This window comes from Myxococcales bacterium, assembly GCA_016706225.1.
GTDB lineage: Bacteria > Myxococcota_A > Polyangia > Polyangiales > Polyangiaceae > JADJKB01.
The window spans coordinates 230,555-247,668 of sequence record JADJKB010000021.1; the positions used below are offsets into that span (position 1 = coordinate 230,555).

Annotated in this window: 13 protein-coding genes; 6 read left to right on the plus strand and 7 right to left on the minus strand. The window is 67.1% G+C overall.

The window, feature by feature from the left end; genetic code table 11:
* Positions 1–40: 40 nt before the first annotated feature.
* Positions 41–667 (minus strand): hypothetical protein, encoded by a 627-nt coding sequence (locus IPI67_25770; GenBank protein ID MBK7583588.1) that lies wholly within the window; start codon positions 665–667, stop codon positions 41–43.
* 342 nt (positions 668–1,009) lie between these two features.
* Here IPI67_25770 and IPI67_25775 point away from each other — a divergent pair, with 342 nt between their 5' ends.
* The 3 genes from IPI67_25775 to IPI67_25785 all read left to right on the plus strand — a co-directional run bounded on the left by IPI67_25775 (position 1,010) and on the right by IPI67_25785 (position 5,280).
* On the plus strand, positions 1,010–1,711 hold the full coding sequence (locus tag IPI67_25775; GenBank protein MBK7583589.1) for a hypothetical protein: 702 nt from the start codon (positions 1,010–1,012) through the stop codon (positions 1,709–1,711).
* Between the two features lie 111 nt (positions 1,712–1,822).
* Positions 1,823–3,301, plus strand: coding sequence for a C39 family peptidase (locus IPI67_25780; GenBank protein MBK7583590.1), 1,479 nt, complete (start codon positions 1,823–1,825; stop codon positions 3,299–3,301).
* A gap of 302 nt (positions 3,302–3,603) precedes the next feature.
* On the plus strand, positions 3,604–5,280 hold the full coding sequence (locus tag IPI67_25785) for a family 43 glycosylhydrolase (protein ID MBK7583591.1): 1,677 nt from the start codon (positions 3,604–3,606) through the stop codon (positions 5,278–5,280).
* Positions 5,281–5,298: 18 nt separating this feature from the next.
* Here the strand turns inward: IPI67_25785 and IPI67_25790 are convergent, their stop codons facing one another.
* From IPI67_25790 to IPI67_25810, 5 genes are all read right to left on the minus strand, one after another.
* Complete coding sequence (locus tag IPI67_25790; GenBank protein ID MBK7583592.1) at positions 5,299–6,243, minus strand: NAD-dependent epimerase/dehydratase family protein; 945 nt, start codon at positions 6,241–6,243, stop codon at positions 5,299–5,301.
* Positions 6,244–6,364: 121 nt separating this feature from the next.
* Positions 6,365–6,928 (minus strand): hypothetical protein, encoded by a 564-nt coding sequence (locus IPI67_25795; GenBank protein MBK7583593.1) that lies wholly within the window; start codon positions 6,926–6,928, stop codon positions 6,365–6,367.
* 35 nt (positions 6,929–6,963) lie between these two features.
* Complete coding sequence (gene acnA / locus IPI67_25800; GenBank protein ID MBK7583594.1) at positions 6,964–9,678, minus strand: aconitate hydratase AcnA; 2,715 nt, start codon at positions 9,676–9,678, stop codon at positions 6,964–6,966.
* A gap of 246 nt (positions 9,679–9,924) precedes the next feature.
* On the minus strand, positions 9,925–11,214 hold the full coding sequence (locus tag IPI67_25805; GenBank protein ID MBK7583595.1) for an ISAs1 family transposase: 1,290 nt from the start codon (positions 11,212–11,214) through the stop codon (positions 9,925–9,927).
* A gap of 1,356 nt (positions 11,215–12,570) precedes the next feature.
* Entirely contained in the window at positions 12,571–14,499 is a 1,929-nt protein-coding gene (locus IPI67_25810; protein MBK7583596.1) for a c-type cytochrome, read from the minus strand.
* 99 nt (positions 14,500–14,598) lie between these two features.
* On the opposite strand from IPI67_25810, the gene IPI67_25815 reads away from it, so the two are divergent.
* Complete coding sequence (locus IPI67_25815) at positions 14,599–15,132, plus strand: ester cyclase (protein ID MBK7583597.1); 534 nt, start codon at positions 14,599–14,601, stop codon at positions 15,130–15,132.
* Positions 15,133–15,139: 7 nt separating this feature from the next.
* Here the strand turns inward: IPI67_25815 and IPI67_25820 are convergent, their stop codons facing one another.
* Positions 15,140–15,913, minus strand: a complete 774-nt coding sequence (locus IPI67_25820) for a class I SAM-dependent methyltransferase (GenBank protein ID MBK7583598.1) — start codon at positions 15,911–15,913, stop codon at positions 15,140–15,142.
* 140 nt (positions 15,914–16,053) lie between these two features.
* Here IPI67_25820 and IPI67_25825 point away from each other — a divergent pair, with 140 nt between their 5' ends.
* The gene (locus IPI67_25825; GenBank protein ID MBK7583599.1) at positions 16,054–16,419 is read left to right on the plus strand and encodes a helix-turn-helix transcriptional regulator; all 366 of its coding nucleotides are present in this window, start codon (positions 16,054–16,056) and stop codon (positions 16,417–16,419) included.
* Positions 16,416–16,898, plus strand: a complete 483-nt coding sequence (locus tag IPI67_25830) for an SRPBCC family protein (protein ID MBK7583600.1) — start codon at positions 16,416–16,418, stop codon at positions 16,896–16,898. Before IPI67_25825 ends, IPI67_25830 begins: the two co-directional genes overlap by 4 nt.
* The last annotated feature ends 216 nt before the right edge of the window (positions 16,899–17,114 follow it).

The window sequence follows — 17,114 nt, forward strand, 5'->3', positions numbered from 1 at the left end:
TAGATGCAAGCCTGCACCGATGTATTCACGGGTGTTCGAGTCAGAGCAGGATGCCCACGCCGAGGGAGATGTAGGGCCAGCCCAGCCGCACGACCCCACCCACGTTGCTGTTGGCCCCGAAGAGGAAGCGCCCGCCGCCCCAGAAGACCGGCTCGACGTCCGTGTCGGTGTCCTTGCAGTTGTTGGCCCACGGGCAGTTGTCCCATTCCCAGCGCGTGTGCTCGATCTCGAGGCCTGCTTCGCCGAACACACTGACGATGGGGGTCAGGAAGAAGTTCCACTGCACCACCACTGGCAACATGAAGACATCGACGGTGCATTGGTCGTCGTAGAAACGATTTCCAAACCGCCAGCCCTTGCAAGCATCACCGTTATGGGCCCAGTCGAGGCCGAAGCCGATGCCCATGTTGTTGTTGATCTTGCTGATGGGCCCGTTGTCCAAGAAGGGGATCGTGGCGCGCATGCCGAGCCCGACGCCGTCGTCGTCTCCAGGCCCGTTGTGTCCGCCCCACTCGAGCACCAAATGCGGCTCGAGCTCCACGGAGTACTTGGGGTGCGCGCCGGGACGTTTGATCTGAGCTTCGGCGAGTGCGGGCAAGAACAGGGCAAGCGCAGAGGCGGTGAGCGCGAACGTGAGCTTGGAGGCGGATCGGAGCGCAGTCTTCATTGACATGAATAGTAGCCCGACCCGGCAATCGCGAGGCAACCCCCGCTGTGTGCGTGGGCGCCCTACCCGCGCCGCGAACCTGAGGGCAAGAAGCATCAGATCGCCGCGGGCGGCGGGTTGTGAGGGGCTTGCAGGGACATTTCGCAGCGGATACCCACCTGGAAGCAGCCTTCGCAGTCACCCAATCTGGCTGTGAATCGCGGACCACAGCGTGGCGTGGCGGGTTGCCACGCCCGGCCGCGCTGGGAGCGGACTTCGCTTCGCGGCCGGCGTTTTTCGGCGAAGTTCACAGCCGGCCGGCCCCCACGCGGCTGGCACAGGGCGTGCTGTGAAGCCTGGAGCATGAGCCGCTTCATTGCAGTCGTTGCCGCCTTCGTCGTGACCTTCGCGCTCTGCCAGCGTGCGAGCGCGACCCCGTCCCAGCCCCACGATGACGGGGCCGCAACGACCCCGACGAGCAAACACGGGAGCGCCGTCGACGACGTACACGTGAGCGGAGGCCCGGGCTTCAGTCGTGACAACGTCCTGGGCGGTGCGCTCGTCCACTCGCTGACGGCCGGTTACCGCTACGGGTACTTCGAGCCAGCGCTGGTCGCAGATCTCGGCGCGCGACCGTTCGGCGGAACGTACGCCGCAGTCGGAGTCTCGCTCGGCGCCGTGCTGCAGACGGACGCCGGCTACCGTTTCTCACTGCGCGGCGTCATCGGCAGCGATTCGTACATGGGCGTCGACTGCAACATGTTCTGTCGGCGCGGCGGGGCCGCCGCGACCTTGCCCTACGCTGGCGCCCGCCTGGGTGCGTCGTACGTCTTCTGGTCTCGCGGGCGCTCCCACCTCGAGCTGGGGCTCGAAGGGTTCTACGGCGCCGACCTGGAGAAGCGACGCGTTCACTACACGAAGACCGGCGGCCTTCTTTCCGACAGCACTAGCTCGGGAGAACGGGTGCTCGGCGGCGAACGGCTCGGGGCCGTTGTCACCGTCGGCTGGACCTTCGACGCCTCGCCGATCTCAGCGGCGCCTGGACGAAGCGTGGCCAGCCGCTGACGCGCGCGGATGCGCCGCTCGGAAGAAGAGCCGTCGGTCACACTTCCAGGGCGGCGACCGAAGTACCTGCCAAATGACCCGGCCGCGGCCGCGTCCAAGCCAAACATGATCGTGGATCGACGCAGATTTCTGACCGGCCTCGCCGCCACCCTCGCTCCATCCGCGCTCGGGGGCTGTGAGAACCGGCGAAACGCGGAGGCCGTGGGCCGCCGTCCAGGACAGCCGGTGCCGATCCCGGCGCCACCAGCGCTGCCGAGTGTGCTCATTTCGAATGTGCCGCACGTCCGGCAAAAACCCGACTTCTGCGGCGAGGCCGTGGCGGCAAGCTGGCTCCTCGCCCTAGGAAAACGAGCCGATCAGGACGCGGTCTTCGACGCCTCCGGCATGGATCCGGCGCGCGGCATGGGGGTGACGACGCGCGAGCTCGGGGCGGCCCTCGAACAGCTCGGCTTTCACCCCGGCAAAATCTGGAATCGGGTGCGTGCAACCCGCGCCGCACCGGAGCTCGCCGCACTGTTCGCCGAGCTGCACGCGGATCTCGCGCGGAACGTGCCGTCCATCGTGTGCATGCGCTACGACGAACGCCCGAACACGACGGAGCATTTTCGTCTGGTGCTCGGCTACGACCAGCAGAAGGACGAGGTCGTGTATCACGAGCCGGCGGAAGACGCGGGCGGTTATCGACGCATGAGTCGGGCGCGGTTCCTCTCGCTCTGGCCGCTGCGTTACAGCGAGGCAGAGTGGACGGTCGTCCGCCTGCGCCTCGAGCCGGGCAATGTCGAGCTCCCGGCGCGACCGCCCGGGTTTCACCCTGCGGATTTTGCCCAGCACGTGATGAAACTGCGGGAGACCCTGGGGCGCGAGATGTCGGTGGTGGTCGAGTCGCCGTTCGTGGTGATCGGCGACAGCGGCGAGCAGAGTGTGAAGGCGAGCGCCGAGCGCACCGTGCGCTGGGCAGTGCGGCTGCTGCAGCAGGATTTTTTTCCCGGGCCGCCGCAGCGGATCCTGAACGTGTGGCTGCTCGGCAGCGCGGCGAGCTACGAACGCACCGCCAAGGCCATCACCGGCGACGAACCCGGCACACCCTACGGCTTTTACACGCGCGAGCAGGGCGCCCTGATCATGAACATCCGCACGGGCGGCGGGACGCTGGTGCACGAGATCGTGCACCCCTACATCGAGGCCAATTTTCCCAAGTGTCCGGCCTGGTTCAACGAAGGCCTTGGTTCGCTGTTCGAGCAGAGCGCCGAGCGCGACGGCCACATCGTCGGGCTGACGAACTGGCGTCTGGCGGGACTGAAGCGCGCCATTCGCGCGCGACGGGTGCCTACATTCCAGGCTCTGACGAACACGACCAACGCCGAGTTCTACGCGGATGACACCGGCGAGCACTACGCGATGGCCCGCTACCTGCTCTACTACCTGCAAGAGCGCGAGCTCTTGCGTCGTTACTACGCGGACTTCCACCGCGCACGGGCCACCGACCCGAGCGGTTACGCTACCCTGGTGAAGCTCCTCGGTGAGCCGGACATGCGAACGTTCCAGAAACAGTGGGAGGCCGAGGTGCTCAGCCTCGTGTTCTCCGGTTGACGCGCGACCGCGTGACGGCGCGCACCGCGTACCCGCTGGCACTCTGAGGACCGCGCGGCGCCCGCGCCCCGGGCACGGCAATTGCTCAGGGTCGACTTGGGCAGTTTTGCGATGACAGATCACGATCGTCATGAGCGGCGAAAACCCACTTGAACTACCGGCGAGGCCGGCGGATGCCTCCGGGTGCCTGGGATGAGTCGCGAATTTCTGGCAGATCGCGCGCCGCGGGTGACCTCGAAGAAACCCTCTCGTAGCAGTCTTTTCGCTGGGCAAAGACGCTCGGGTCGAGGCTAGTCTCGTCGATGGTGACGATGCGCGCTTGTTCGCGGAAGTTGCGATGGGTCTTGTTGCTGGCCGCCAATGTGGGGTTGGCGGCCGGCGGTTGCGGCTCGGACTCCGGTGATGGGGGGCCCGCGAACACGGGGGGAGCGGCGGGAGCAGGCGCCGGCTCATCCGGTGGGGGTGGTACGTCGTTCGGGGGTGGCGCCGGTGTGAGCGGGGGCGGCGGCGTGGCGGCGACGAGCGGTGGTGGAACGTCGAACAGCGGAGGCAGCGCGGGCGCTGCCGGGAGCACAGGCAACGGCGGAGGGAGCGCGGCCAGCGGCGGCAGCGCGGGCACCGGCGGCAGTGGTGGAACCGGCGGCAGTACACCGTGCACCACCCGCATCACGTACGGATCCGCGTGGATCAAAGGCGCGAACCACCCGAACGCATACGACGACGTCACCGCCAAGGTGACCTGGGACGGCTCGTGCAAGGTCGACGCTTCGGGGAACGGCCAGGCGACGTTGTCGAACGGCTGGGCTCCCTACTTCAAGGGCAAGAACTGCATCATCGCGCTCGACTACAGCGGGGCGTGCAGCGGTGTCCCGAGCGCTTGTGAGACCCGCATCAGCTACGGACCGAAGTGGCAGCCCGCACCCAATCACCCGGCGTTCAACGACGACGTGCCCGGCGTCGTGACCTGGAACGGAGTCTGTGCCGCGAGCGGCGGCGACTCTGCGGCCACACTCTCGAACGGTTGGGCTCCGCATTTCACAGGGGGGAATGCCTGTGACCTCTCGTTCCGACACACCGCGTGCGGCGGGCTCTACGAAAACCCGGTCGTTGGCGTGGACTGCCCGGATCCCGGCGTCATGCAGGACGGCGACACGTATTACATGGCGTGCACACCGGGGTTTGCCTATCCCATTCGCTCGTCGAAGGACCTCGTGCACTGGAAGAGCGCCGGCACGATCTTCACGAATGCGACAAAACCAAGCTGGGGATCGGGCAGCTACTGGGCGCCGGAGCTCCACAAGGTCGGCGCAAAATACGTGGCCTACTTCAGCGCCAAGAGCAGCACCTCCGGCACGTTCGCGATCGGTGCGGCTAGCGCGCCCAGCCCCACGGGCCCGTTCACCGACATCGGCAAACCCCTGGTGACCGAGCCGAGCCCGGGCGCCATCGACGCGCACTACTTCCGTGCTTCGACGGGCAAACACTACGTCCTGTGGAAGGTCGACGGCAACGCGGTTGGCCAGAAGACGCCGATCAAGATCCAGGAGCTCGCCGCGGACGGGTTATCTCGCATTGGCTCAGCGACCACGATCCTCACCAACACCCTTGGCTGGGAAGGGCCCCTGGTCGAAGGGCCGTGGATGGTGGAGTACGGCGGGAGCTTTTATCTGTTCTACAGCGGCAACGGCTACGCCAGCTCGAGCTACGGAGTTGGCGTCGCGAAGGCGAGCTCACCGCTTGGCCCCTTCACCAAGAAGGGCGCGCCAATCTTGTCGAGCAAGGGCGACTGGGCGGGTCCTGGTCACGGCTCCATTCTGAAAGGTCCATCCGGGGACTGGGTGCACGTCTATCACTCGTGGGAGGCCGGCAAGATCCAGGCGCCGCCCGGGCGGGTGGTGCTCGTCGATCGTGTGCAGTGGGTGGCTGGCTGGCCGGAGATGCGCGGCGCGCCCGCTTCGCGATCACAACCCATGCCGTAGGCGCCAGACGTGCTCGTCTCAATTGGGGCGACTGCGACGTGACCAGTCGATCAGATCGGCCAGGCGCTCGCGCTCCGTGGTGAGCTCGTCGAAGCCAAGCGCCGCGCGCAGCGCCGCCGTGCTCACGACGAAGTCGTTGGGCATGGCTCCGAGAAACGAGAGCTCGTCCACGAGCTCACCGGACTCTTCCCGCCACTCGACGCTCACGTCGAGGGTCCGGGCAATGGCCTCCACCCGGGCGCGCATCGTCGGGGTCTCTCGCTCTCCGACGTTGAACACCGCGTAGCCACTCGCGGCCCGCTCGGCGGCGAGCAAGATGGCATGAGCCACGTCCCGCACGTGGGCGTGGGACTGCCGCCAGCTTGCTCCGGACACACAGGGAAAGATTCGCTCCCCCACGTCAATGCGCGCCACGACGCCGGCAAGACGGCGACGGTAGTCGCCGTCACCGTAGACCGCCGGAAGCCGGAGCACGGTCACTGGCGGGCCACCCTGTCGAACGGCCGACTCGAGCTCGGCTTCGACCTCCTTCTTGTCGTAGTCCGGCCCGAGATCCGGCGCGATGCCTCGAAAAGGAAACGGGATCGTGAGCGGCGAGCTCTCGGTGACTACCGCTTCGGGCTCGGGCGCCGGCAGACCGTTGAGTCGTCCGAACTGCGCATACACGTCCATGCTCGACAGCACCACCCCCGGCACACCGACGACCCGGAGCGCGAGGCTCGTCACCTGCGCATCGACCCGGGTCATTGCGCGTGTGTCGACCACGACATCGGGCGCTAGCCGTGCGAGCGCAGCGCTCAGCGCGGAGGGATCATTGCGATCGACGCGGACGTCCCGCACCCCACGCAGATCGCACGCATGCTCGCCCCGGTGGAGCACACTCACCGTGTGTCCTCGCTCGAGCGCCTCTCGAGCCGCAGCCCGCCCGATGAAGCGCGTCCCACCAATGAAGGCAACGTGCATCGATTCCAAATCCTCCCGCCCTTCCGGCTGGCTGTGAAGACTCTTGATTCTGAAGTTCCCCCCCGTCCTTCCGCCTTCCTGTAAAACCTCTGGCCTCCGTGTGCGCACTGGCGCGCAGGCTTCAAAAGCCCGGCGGGCAGGCCTCGGGCTTGGCGAAGTGCGCAGCAAGCTCGGGGACGCAGCCGAGGAACCGGTCGTCGTAGCCGCATTTCTTCAGCCCCACCACGCCGCGCTCGTCCCTGATCAGCGCGGGCTCCGGCCCGTAGGGCTGACCGATCGAGAGCAACACCTCGCGAAAGCTGAGCGCGCCGGCGATGGCGGTTAGCGTCCTCGGCACCGGGTAGCTGAGCCGCAAGTGAGCCGCCGCCTCGCGGCGCTTCCACTGTTCGTCGAGGGGATCCGCGCCGAAGAGCTTGGGGGACGTGTCGGAGCTGAAGTTGCAGATCCCGAGCGCCTTCTCGACCCGCGCAATCAGCGCGCGGCGTGCGGCTTCGTCCAGCTTCACGAGTGCGCCGTCGCGCGAGAGCTCGACGGTCGGCAGCGCAGCCGGGGCGCCGCGAGCCGAAGAGTCCCCAGCCGGAGCCGGCGCCAGCGGCGAAGTGCCGTCGGGTGTCGTTCGACTCACGCCGTCGGGTTTGCAGGCAACCCCCACGAGCCCGAGCAGCAACAGCGAGAGTGCGCGCATCTCGAGCGAAGCGTAGCAGGACGCCCGCAAGAAGCTCAGCTCTCGAGCAACTGCCGGAGCACGTACTGCAAGATGCCGCCGTTGGCGTAGTACTCGAGCTCGACCACGGTATCGATGCGCGTACGGGCCTCGAAGCTCTTCTTGGTCCCGTCCGCGGCGACCGCCTCGACCGTCAGGGTCTTGCCGGGCGCGAGCCCCTTGCTGATGCCGCCGATGGCAAACGTCTCTTCGCCCGTCAGCCCGAGGCTCTCGCGGCTCTGGCCCTCCAGGAACTGGAGCGGCAACACACCCATGCCGATCAGGTTCGAGCGGTGGATGCGCTCGTAGCTCTCGGCGATCACGGCCTTGATGCCCAGCATCAGGGTGCCCTTGCCCGCCCAGTCGCGGGACGACCCAGAGCCGTACTCTTTGCCCGACAGCACGATCAGCGGCACCGCGTCCGCCTGGTACTTCATCGAGGCGTCGTAGATGCTCATCTGCTGATTGCTCGGCAGGTGCCGGGTGACGCCACCCTCGATGCCGGGGACGAGCAGGTTCTTCAACCGCACGTTGGCGAACGTGCCGCGCATCATCACCTCGTGGTTGCCGCGGCGCGCGCCGTACTGGTTGAACTCGCTGGGCTTCACCCCGTGCTCCGTCAGGTACTTCGCCGCCGGTGAGTCTTTCGCGATGCCGCCGGCGGGTGAGATGTGGTCGGTGGTGATCGAATCACCGAGTACGGCCAACGCGCGTGCTCCGGAGATGTCACTGAGCGGCGCGGGTTTGCGCGGCAGGTTCTCGAAGAAGCTCGGCCGGCGCACGTAGGTGCTGGCCGGATCCCACGAATAACGGCTGCCCTCCGGGACCGGTAACGCGCGCCAGCGCTCGTCACCCTCGAACACGCGTGCGTACTCCGTTCGGTAGGCCTCGGCGGTCACGTGCTTGGCGACCGCCTCGGCGACCTCCGCGGACGAAGGCCAGATCTCCTTCAAGAACACGTCTTTCCCGCTGGAGTCCTGACCGATGGGCTCCTTCTGAAAATCGATGTCGACACGGCCGGCCAGCGCGTACGCGACGACCAGCGGCGGGCTCGCCAGGTAGTTGGCGCGAACGTCCGCGTGGATGCGTCCCTCGAAGTTGCGGTTGCCGCTCAGCACCGCTGCGGCCACGAGCTCCCCGTCTTTGATGGCCTTGCTGACGCTCTCGGCGATGGGACCGCTGTTGCCGATGCAGGTCGTGCAGCCGTACCCGACGATGTTGAAGTGGAGCTGGTCGAGCGAGCTGAGCACGCCTGCGCTCTCGAGATAACGCGTGACGACCTTCGAGCCGGGCGCGAGGCTGGTCTTGACCCAGGGTTTGACGCTGAGGCCGCGATCGACCGCTCGCTTCGCGAGCAAGCCGGCGCCCAGCATCACGTACGGGTTCGAGGTGTTCGTGCAGCTGGTGATGGCGGCAATCACGACCGAGCCGTGGCCGAGGCTGACCTCTTGCCCGTCGACCGAGGCCTGCATGCGCCGCCCGAGATCTTCGGGCGTCGCCGCCCCGCCGCCCTTCTTGGCCTTGCCCTGGGCGATCATCTCGCCGAGCACCTTGCCGAACGCCGGCTTCATCTCGTCGAGCAGCACCTTGTCGTGGGGCCGACGCGGACCGGCGAGGGTCGGCCGGACGCTGCCGAGGTCCAGCGCGAGGGTGTCCGTGTAGAGCGGGTCCGGTGTGTCGGCGCTGCGGAACAACCCTTGAGCCTTGGCATACGCCTCACACAGCTGCACTTGTTCTTCACTTCGTCCGGTGAGCCGCAGGTAGCGCAGCGTCTCGTCGTCGATGGGGAAGATGCCGCAGGTCGAGCCGAACTCGGGGCTCATGTTGCCAATGGTCGCGCGGTCGGCGAGCGGCAGATTGCCCAGCCCCGAGCCGTAGAACTCCACGAACTTTCCGACCACACCCTTGTCGCGCAGCATGCGGGTGATCGTGAGCACGAGATCCGTCGCGGTCGCCCCGGCCGGCAGTGTGCCGTGCAGCTTGAAGCCGATGACCTGAGGCACCAGCAGATTGATCGGCTGACCGAGCATGGCGGCCTCCGCCTCGATGCCGCCGACACCCCACCCGAGCACCCCCAGACCGTTGACCATGGTGGTGTGACTGTCGGTGCCCACCAAGGTGTCCGGATAGGCGAGCCCATCGCTGTCGAACACGACGCGGGCGAGGTGCTCGATGTTCACCTGGTGGACAATGCCCGTGGAGGGCGGCACCACCTTGAAGTTGTTGAACGCGCCTTGAGCCCAGCGCAGCAGCGCGTAGCGCTCCTGGTTGCGGCCGTACTCGAGCTCCGTGTTCCGCACCAGCGCGTCGGCGGAGCCGAAGTTGTCCACCTGCACCGAGTGATCGATCACCAGCTCGCTGGGAAAGAGCGGGTTGATCTTGTCCGGATCGCCACCGAGCTCGGCGATCGCGTCGCGCATCGCCGCCAGGTCGACGACCGCCGGCACGCCCGTGAAATCTTGCAAGACGACGCGTGCGGGGTGAAAGGCGATCTCCTTGTCCGGTGCCGCTTTCGGATCCCACGCGAGCAAGCCCTGCACGTCCTTCTCTTCGACGACCTTGCCGTCCTCGTGGCGGAGCAGGTTCTCCAGCAAGATGCGCAGCGACACCGGCAGGCGGCTCACGTCTTTGCCGGTCTTCGCGGCGAGCTTGGGCAGCGAGAAGTACGAGAGCTTCTTTGCGCCGACGATCAGGTCAGTCTTGGTGGAGAACGAGTCGCGGGATCGGGACATGGGAAGCGGCAGTAGCGCGACCGACAAAGCGCTGCAAGAACACCACGCCGAGGCGCACCCTTGATCGGAAGTCTCTGCGCCGAGCGCGGCCGCCGGCGCCCAATGGGAGGTGACGGGGTCGGTGGTTGCGGCGGGGGCCGCACGCGGCGCACCAGCACCACAGCCAGCGCGGGGGCGGGGGCCGGGGCCGGCGGCCGGGGCGGGATCTGTCAAAGAGCGAGCCGGCGCGAGGGCCTGGCACGGTGGCTACGCCGGAGCGTGCGCAAGTCGGTGGCGACGCAGGGCGCAGAGCTGCTCGGCGGTGGCGGTGACGGCGGCGAGCAGGATGTCGCGCATCACGTCACGCCAGGGCATCGTGCGTTGCTCGTCGCTGCGCAAGGTCACGCCGCGCCACAACGTGAGCAGCGTGTAGGCGATGCGCCGCAGCAGCATGACCACGACGGTCGCCCGCGGGTTCTGCTCGATCCACGGGTGGTCGTCCTCGGCGAAGGCGGTGTCGATGATCGGGTGAGAGGTCTCGACGCCCCAGTGTTGGCGCACGACGAGCAGCCACTGCGCGTCGGTCAGCCGGCGGCGGGTCGGACTCGAGATGAAGTAGCGGTTTTCGTGGGCGATGCGCGCGCCGTTTGCGCCGAGCGTCTCGACCTCGACCCGGAGCACGGTGCGCAGGTGGTCCCAGCCCTCCGGCGCAGCGACCGCGTCACCCACGTAGAGCCGGCGCACTACGGTGTTGCCGTGGGCGATGTCGCTGCTGGTAGCGGTCGCACTCTCTGCGCCAAGGGCACCCAACCAACGCACGGCCGCCTCGTGCAGCGTCGGCTGCGTGCTCTTGATGGCCAAGAGGTAGTGAAGGCCGTGGTCGCGCGCTGCCTGGGCGTTTTCCTTGGAGCAGGCGCCAGCATCGTAGGTGATGAGCCGGAACATGTCGCTCTTTGCGTAGGCCGCCATGAGCTCGTCGAGGGCTCGACGGAACACGCCCATCTCGTTGGTGATCGCTGGGATCGAGAGCACGTCGATGACTGGACGAGCGCAACTGCTGGTCAGCGTGGCAGTAAGGGTGCGTACGACACCGAGGAGCGGGCCGTCTTCGCCCGCGGTCTGCCGTTGGGCGTAGAAGTCATCGGCCGCGGGTACTGCCGTGCCCTTGCCATCGAGCGAGACAACACCGAAGGGCAGGTCATCGGGCTCGAGGGATTTTCTGCGCCGGGCGGCACGAACGGCGTTGTGCAGAGCTGGTCGCAGATCGCTGGGGGACAGCGCGGAGAGGGTGTCGCGCAGGGTCGTGTCCGGAACGCGCCGTGAGATGCCGAGCTTGGCGCGGACCGCCGGGGTCAGCTCGTCGGTGATCCATTCGACGTCCTTCAGGCTCCGGCTTCCCGCCACGAGCCCGAGCAACGCTCCGGTCAACAACGTCTCGAGCGCCCAACGGCGCCCACGTGGGTCGTGTGGGTCGACGACCTCGTCGAGCCGCGCTTCACCGACCCGCTTCACCAGCATACCCAGGATCCTGCGTTTACTGCGTACGGACTGTGCCATCTCGCTCTCCTTCGTGATTGCGACCACGAAACAGTCAGGACACTCTTGCTGTTGCCTGCGCTGGGTCGTGGTGGCGTGTTTTGCGTCGACTCGATCTGTCGCGGCAGCAACGTCAGGCATTCGATGAAAGAGCCCGGCGCCGCGACAAAGGCGGCGCCGGGCTGAATGCAGGGGGTCAGCTGCCGACCAAGCGAACGAGCGTGCCGATGACGCGATTGAGCTTGGCGACGAGCGCAGGCTCTAGTGTGCCGAGTCCGCAAATCGGGCAAGATGTGACCTCGGCACACTAGCGAACTTCGCGGAGCGAATTCCGCGGGGTGAATCGCGCGAAGCGCGAGAGGGGCGCGCGGCGCCCTTTCGAGGAAGATAGTGTCCGCGCTGCGATAGCAGCGCCGCGCGGAGCGCGGTCCGCAATTCGGTTGCGAATTGCGGACTCACGACACTAGCGAAACGACATAGCCAAGCGCGCAAGCGACCTCGAGACAGGAGAGCGCCTCGCGAGCGGAGCCAAGAGCGGTGTGATAGCGGGCCCCCCGAATTTTGCCTCGAGAATATGCCTTCGCCAACGTTGAGGGCGATGCTGGCGGCGCAGCGGCGGAGTTGTCTGGTGAGATCGGAGTCACGGCGTTCGATCTGAGCGATGAGGGCGCGGAGCTCACGCAGGACTTCGAGAATGACTGGATAGATTCGCAACATCTTCTTCCTCCTTGTCGGCGCAAGCCGACGGCAAAGGAGGGTCACCGCGCACAGGCGGGGTCCAGGCTGCGAGGGCGCGTAGCGCCCGAGCACCGCGGCGCAGCCGCGGCTGTGGCCTGGGACGCCGCCGAGCACGGTGACAGAATGAGAATGCCGAGCGAGCCGTACCTTCCCCGCTCTTCGCTCTTCGCTCTTCGCCCTTCGCTCTTCGCTCTTCGCTCTTCGCCCTTCGCACTCGCACTACGCGCACGCCCCCGCCTTGCGCGCTGCACCCTCGCTCTCGCGCTCGCGAAGTGGCTGCCGGGCGCCGGTTTCCCCCCCGCGGCCACCCGCAGGCCGCGCAGCGGCCGAGGACGGACGCAAGGGGGGGGAACGGCCGCCCGCAGGCCGCGTAGCGGCCGAGGACGGACGAGCGGGGGGCACCCACACCAAACGCCGTTGCAAATTTGTGCCCGCCCCCGCGAACCCGCTCAACCGAGCCCAAGTGATCGAACACGCGTGACTTCTCACCCCTCAGCCGGCCCGACTACCGAGCGGGGATGCGCCGAGGCGCTCGACGCGGCGGATTCGCTGCACCTGGCTCAGGGGGCATCGGTGTGTGCGACCGCCGAGCTGCGGCGCGCGAGGGCCGTGCGCCCCCGCGACTGGGAGGACCTCGCCTCAGTACACGTCGTTCGCCGAGTTGTAGACGTTGATCTTGTTCATCGGGTTGACCACCCAGTCCGCCTCGATGCGCTGCACCTCTGCCAGCGAAGCGTCCTCGTAGATGATCAGCGCGCCCTTTTTGTCCCAGCCGGAGACCCAGACCTCGGTGCCCGCCTGATTGTACTCGAAGTGCGTCGCGCGACCGCTCGAGCGAGGGGCCCAACATTTGTGCACCTTGCCCTCCTTCTTGGAAATGACACAGATCTGGCGCGCGAGCTCGGGCTTCGAGTTGGCGGGGGAGTCTAGCCACACCCAGGGTGACTTCGGGTGGGTGCGCACGAACAGGGCGCCCGAAGGCACACCCTCGATCTTCCGCACCTCCTTCCACAGGTGCTCCGGCTTCTTGGGGTCGATGCCGAAGACCAGCAGGTTCTCCGCGCCGAGCTGCGGCACTGCGGCGACCCAGCCGAACTCCGGATCTTCCCAGCGTGCGCCGGGATCCGGCCGCGGGTTCTTGCCTGTCGCGACGCGTGCGATCTCCTTCTTCTCCTCGAGGTCGACGATCAGGACCTGGTTCTTCGTGGGCGCGGGCAAGAGAAAATATCGCCCGCTCGGGTCGAGCCCCCCGGCCATCACCTCGCGTTCGGCCGCGAAGCGCGCGCTCACGCCGAAGCCCGGCTTGCCGTACTCGACCAGCGCAACCTCGCCAGAGTCCATGAGCCCGAGCGCCCAGAATGGCTTGCCACGCGGCGAGACGATCGAGCCAACCCGAGCCTCGGCCACGGCGATCCCGCCGTCCGCAGCCGGCGCGAGCGGCTCGACGTGCCGCGGCTCGAGCGTGGTGCCGTCGTAGACCACGTACTGCGGTGGCCAGTAACAACCTTGAATCAAGAACTTGTCGGACGCCGCGCGACTGACCTCCAGACTGCGCGCGTCGAAACAGCCGCGTGACTGGGCCGCAATGGCGGGCGGATTTGTGTAGAGATCGATCAGGGTGATGCGACCGTCTCGCCCCATTGCATAGAGGTAGCGACCAGAAGCCGAAGCCCGCACGAGCTCGACGGCGAAGCCCACGTCGACCTGCACAAGGCGCTCGCGGGTGTCTCCGTCCAGGATCGCGACGTAACCCTGGTACTTCAGGACCACGGCGAAGAAATTCTGGTACTTGCGAGTGTGAGCCGGTTTCTTCGGCCGCTCCGCGACCGGTGTCGTGAGGTTCCAGCTCTTCTTTGCGACGTCGAGCGGCAACTCGGGGCGAGCGATAGGTGGCAGCTGCAGGTAGCTCGAGAGCAGCTCGACGTCGGCGGTCGACAAGATCCCGAGCTCGCCCCATGCCGGCATGCCACCCGGGCGCCCGTGGTTGAGTGTCGCGACGAGTCCGGCCGCACCGATCTGTTTGGCGCGCTCGGCGCCGATCGCGGGGGCCGACGCACCCTGCCGCAGTGAGCCGTGGCAGCCCGCACAGCGATCGAAGTAGATGCCCTGTGCCTTCTCGAGCTCGGCACTGGAGAGCTGCTTGGCCGGGCGCGCGGGGATCTTGTAGCCGCGCACGCTCGCGTCATCGACGAACGCCAGCAGCTGATCGATCTGAGCGTCCGTCAGGGCGATCGTGGGCATGATGACGTCGCCGTACTTCTTGGAGATGGCGCGACCGATGTGATCCGACTCGCCCATCTGCGCAGGGTTCTTGATCCAGCGCACCAGCCAGTCGTGAGTGCGGCGTTTGCCGACATCCTTGAGATCTGGGCCGGTGCGGTCCCCCTCCCCGACGGTGTGGCACGAAATGCAGTTGGCTTCGAACACCAGGCGACCGGTCGCCGCCGCTGCGCTGGGTTCGGCCGAGAGCGCCGGAGCCGAGGGTGCCGCGCCCGTGCCGCCGGGCTTGGATTTGTCACACGACACACCAATGACCAGGACGAGAAACAACAGCGTTGCGCGGCGCATCGACCGCATGGTGCCCGAGCGCGGGCCCGAAGGACAACCGGATCGCGGGGACGCGGCCCCCGAACCCGTTGCGGAAGCCCGGGAATTCGTGCAACCGTCGTGAGCGTGATGGCGGGCGGACGGAAGCACCTGCGGCTCGGGCTGGCTGCAGCCCTCGTCGTTGGCCTCGCCCTTGGCTGCAAACCCCTGCCCCAGGTCGCCGGCCCGGGCGGCACGAGCCAGTCCGATGGACCGACGGCGCCATTTTCTTATCGGGACTACATCGAGGCGGTCTACAACCGTCACGATCCCGAGGCGATCGACAAGTACTTCACGCCGAGCGTGAAGGTGAACAGCGTCGCCCCGGACGCCGAAGGGGGCAGTGGCACCGCCTACCTCAAGGATCTGGCCAAGGGACTGATCGCCGCGTTCCCCGACGTGAAGGTCACGGTGGACGATGTGGTGCAGGAGAAGGACCGCCTGGCGGCGCGCGTCACCATTGAAGGCACCCATCAGGGTGAGTTCGCGGGCATCAAACCCACCGGCCGCAAGGTCAAGGCCGCCAACTTCGCCGTGTACCGCCTCGAGAACGGCAGGATCGCCGAGGTCTGGTCGCTGACGGACGTCGCTGCGCTCTTGCGTCAGCTCAAGTGAGCTCGACTCACGGCAACTTCACCACGAGCGCTTGCCCGGTCGGCAGACACAGCGGCACCTCGGGTTTGTCGCGAAACGCCTCGTCGACGGCGCGACGCGCGCCGGCACAGCTCGGGAAGGCGTAGTCGTCGAAGATCAGGTATCCACCCGCTGCCAGGCGCGGGTAGATGAACAGGATGGCGTCGAGCACACTCTGGTAGATGTCGACGTCGACGTGAGCCCACGCGACCTGTGCGATCTTCGCACCCGCAAACGTGTCCGGGATGAAACCGACATGCAGCTCGATGAACGGGTACGGCGACAGCAGCCGCCGGACGTCCTCGACCGAGGTGGACCCGAGATCGCCGGCGCGAAAGCGATCGACACCGCGGGTCGTGTCGGGGAACCCCTCGAAGCTGTCGAACAGGCTGAGGCGCCGCGCCGCTCCGGCGTTCGTCAAGACCTGAGCGATCAGCGCCGCCGTACCGCCGCGAAAGACTCCGCACTCCATGACCGAGCCGGGCACCCTGAGCGCCTGCTCCAGCGTCTTCCAGAGCACGAAACAACGATCACGGCTGACCAGGGTGTGGCCGTCGGCCACCGCGAACAGCGCCTCGAACTCCGCGTCACCCAGCCAGGGTGAATAGAGCGGCTGGTACAGGCCGGCGTCCGGCACCGGCTCGCCGTGGGAGGCCAACCAGGTGCGAGCGCGGAAGAACCCGACGCGGTCCAGCACCCGACGCGGGACATCGCGGGGCGGCTGCCACTCGGAAGGAAAGAGCGCACGGATCGCATCTCGCATGACGGGAGCGGAACGTATCACGCGCTGGGGCGACCTGCCCACGCCGCCATTTGTGCGCGTTGCCTCCGGCTCGCCGTGCGCCCGCGCCCGCCAACACTCAGGTATTGACCTAACCATTAACTGCGCCTATGGTTAGGCACATGCCTAATCAACCCGCCCAGCTCGATCGTGTGTTTCACGCGCTCGGGGACCCGACGCGGAGGGCGGTCCTGCAGCGGCTGAGCGGCGGGGCGGCTCCCGTGAGCGAGCTCGCCAAGCCGTTCGACATGGCGCTGCCGTCGTTCCTGCAACACCTGAGTGTGCTGGAGAGCTGCGGTCTGGTCCGCTCGCGGAAATCCGGCCGGGTCCGAACGTACCGGCTCTCGCCGCAGCCCTTGAAAGCGGCGGAGAGCTGGATGGTCAAACAACGCACGCTCTGGGAGCGCCGGCTCGATCAGCTCGACCGCTACCTGGAAGACTCGAAGTCCCACCCCGAACAGAAGAGAGCATTGGAGAAGAGCAAATGATCGATCCGGAACTAGATCTCGTCCTCGAGCGGACCGTCGACGTATCACCCGAGCTCGTGTGGAGGGCGTGGACCGAACCAGAGCGCATCAAACACTGGTTCACGCCGGCGCCGTGGACCACGACGGCGTGTGAGATCGATCTGCGCCCCGGCGGCGCCTTTCGCACGGTCATGCGCTCGCCGGAGGGCGAGGAGTTCCCGAACGTCGGTTGTTATCTGGAAATCATCCCTAACCGGAAGCTGGTCTGGACGGACGCGCTCGAGCCGGAGTACCGGCCGTCACGCCAAGCGCCGGGTGAGAACTGCCCGTTCCACTTCACGGCCACCATCCTGCTCGAACCGCACGGCGAGGGCACGAAGTACACGGCCATCGCCATGCATACCGACAGGGCGAGCCGCGTGAAGCACGAAGAGATGGGCTTTCACTCCGGCTGGGGCAAGGCGCTCGAGCAGCTCGTCGCTCACATGAAGGCAGGTTGAGCGACTCAGCGTGCGTCACGGAGGGTCTTTTTTCGCGGAGGAGGCTTGCGGCCCGACTCCGCTCGGGTCCGCGGTCGGGGCAACGTTGCCGCCGCATCCCGGTACGGCAAGGACGGTGACGACGAAGGGCGCGACGAGAGCGCGGCGGCGCGGTACGCGGGCGGGGGTTGAGGACATTCGACGCCAGGCTGCGCGATGCCTCGGCGGTTGGCAAGC

Bases quoted from the DNA above. Each gene is read 5' to 3' on its own strand.
- acnA (MBK7583594.1), bottom strand. From the start codon at position 9,678: ATGTCCCGATCCCGCGACTCGTTCTCCACCAAGACTGACCTGATCGTC.
- IPI67_25795 (MBK7583593.1), bottom strand. From the start codon at position 6,928: ATGCGCGCACTCTCGCTGTTGCTGCTCGGGCTCGTGGGGGTTGCCTGC.
- IPI67_25775 (MBK7583589.1), top strand. From the start codon at position 1,010: ATGAGCCGCTTCATTGCAGTCGTTGCCGCCTTCGTCGTGACCTTCGCG.
- IPI67_25810 (MBK7583596.1), bottom strand. From the start codon at position 14,499: ATGCGCCGCGCAACGCTGTTGTTTCTCGTCCTGGTCATTGGTGTGTCG.
- IPI67_25805 (MBK7583595.1), bottom strand. From the start codon at position 11,214: ATGGCACAGTCCGTACGCAGTAAACGCAGGATCCTGGGTATGCTGGTG.
- IPI67_25830 (MBK7583600.1), top strand. From the start codon at position 16,416: ATGATCGATCCGGAACTAGATCTCGTCCTCGAGCGGACCGTCGACGTA.
- IPI67_25820 (MBK7583598.1), bottom strand. From the start codon at position 15,913: ATGCGAGATGCGATCCGTGCGCTCTTTCCTTCCGAGTGGCAGCCGCCC.
- IPI67_25790 (MBK7583592.1), bottom strand. From the start codon at position 6,243: ATGCACGTTGCCTTCATTGGTGGGACGCGCTTCATCGGGCGGGCTGCG.
- IPI67_25825 (MBK7583599.1), top strand. From the start codon at position 16,054: ATGCCTAATCAACCCGCCCAGCTCGATCGTGTGTTTCACGCGCTCGGG.
- IPI67_25770 (MBK7583588.1), bottom strand. From the start codon at position 667: ATGAAGACTGCGCTCCGATCCGCCTCCAAGCTCACGTTCGCGCTCACC.
- IPI67_25785 (MBK7583591.1), top strand. From the start codon at position 3,604: ATGGTGACGATGCGCGCTTGTTCGCGGAAGTTGCGATGGGTCTTGTTG.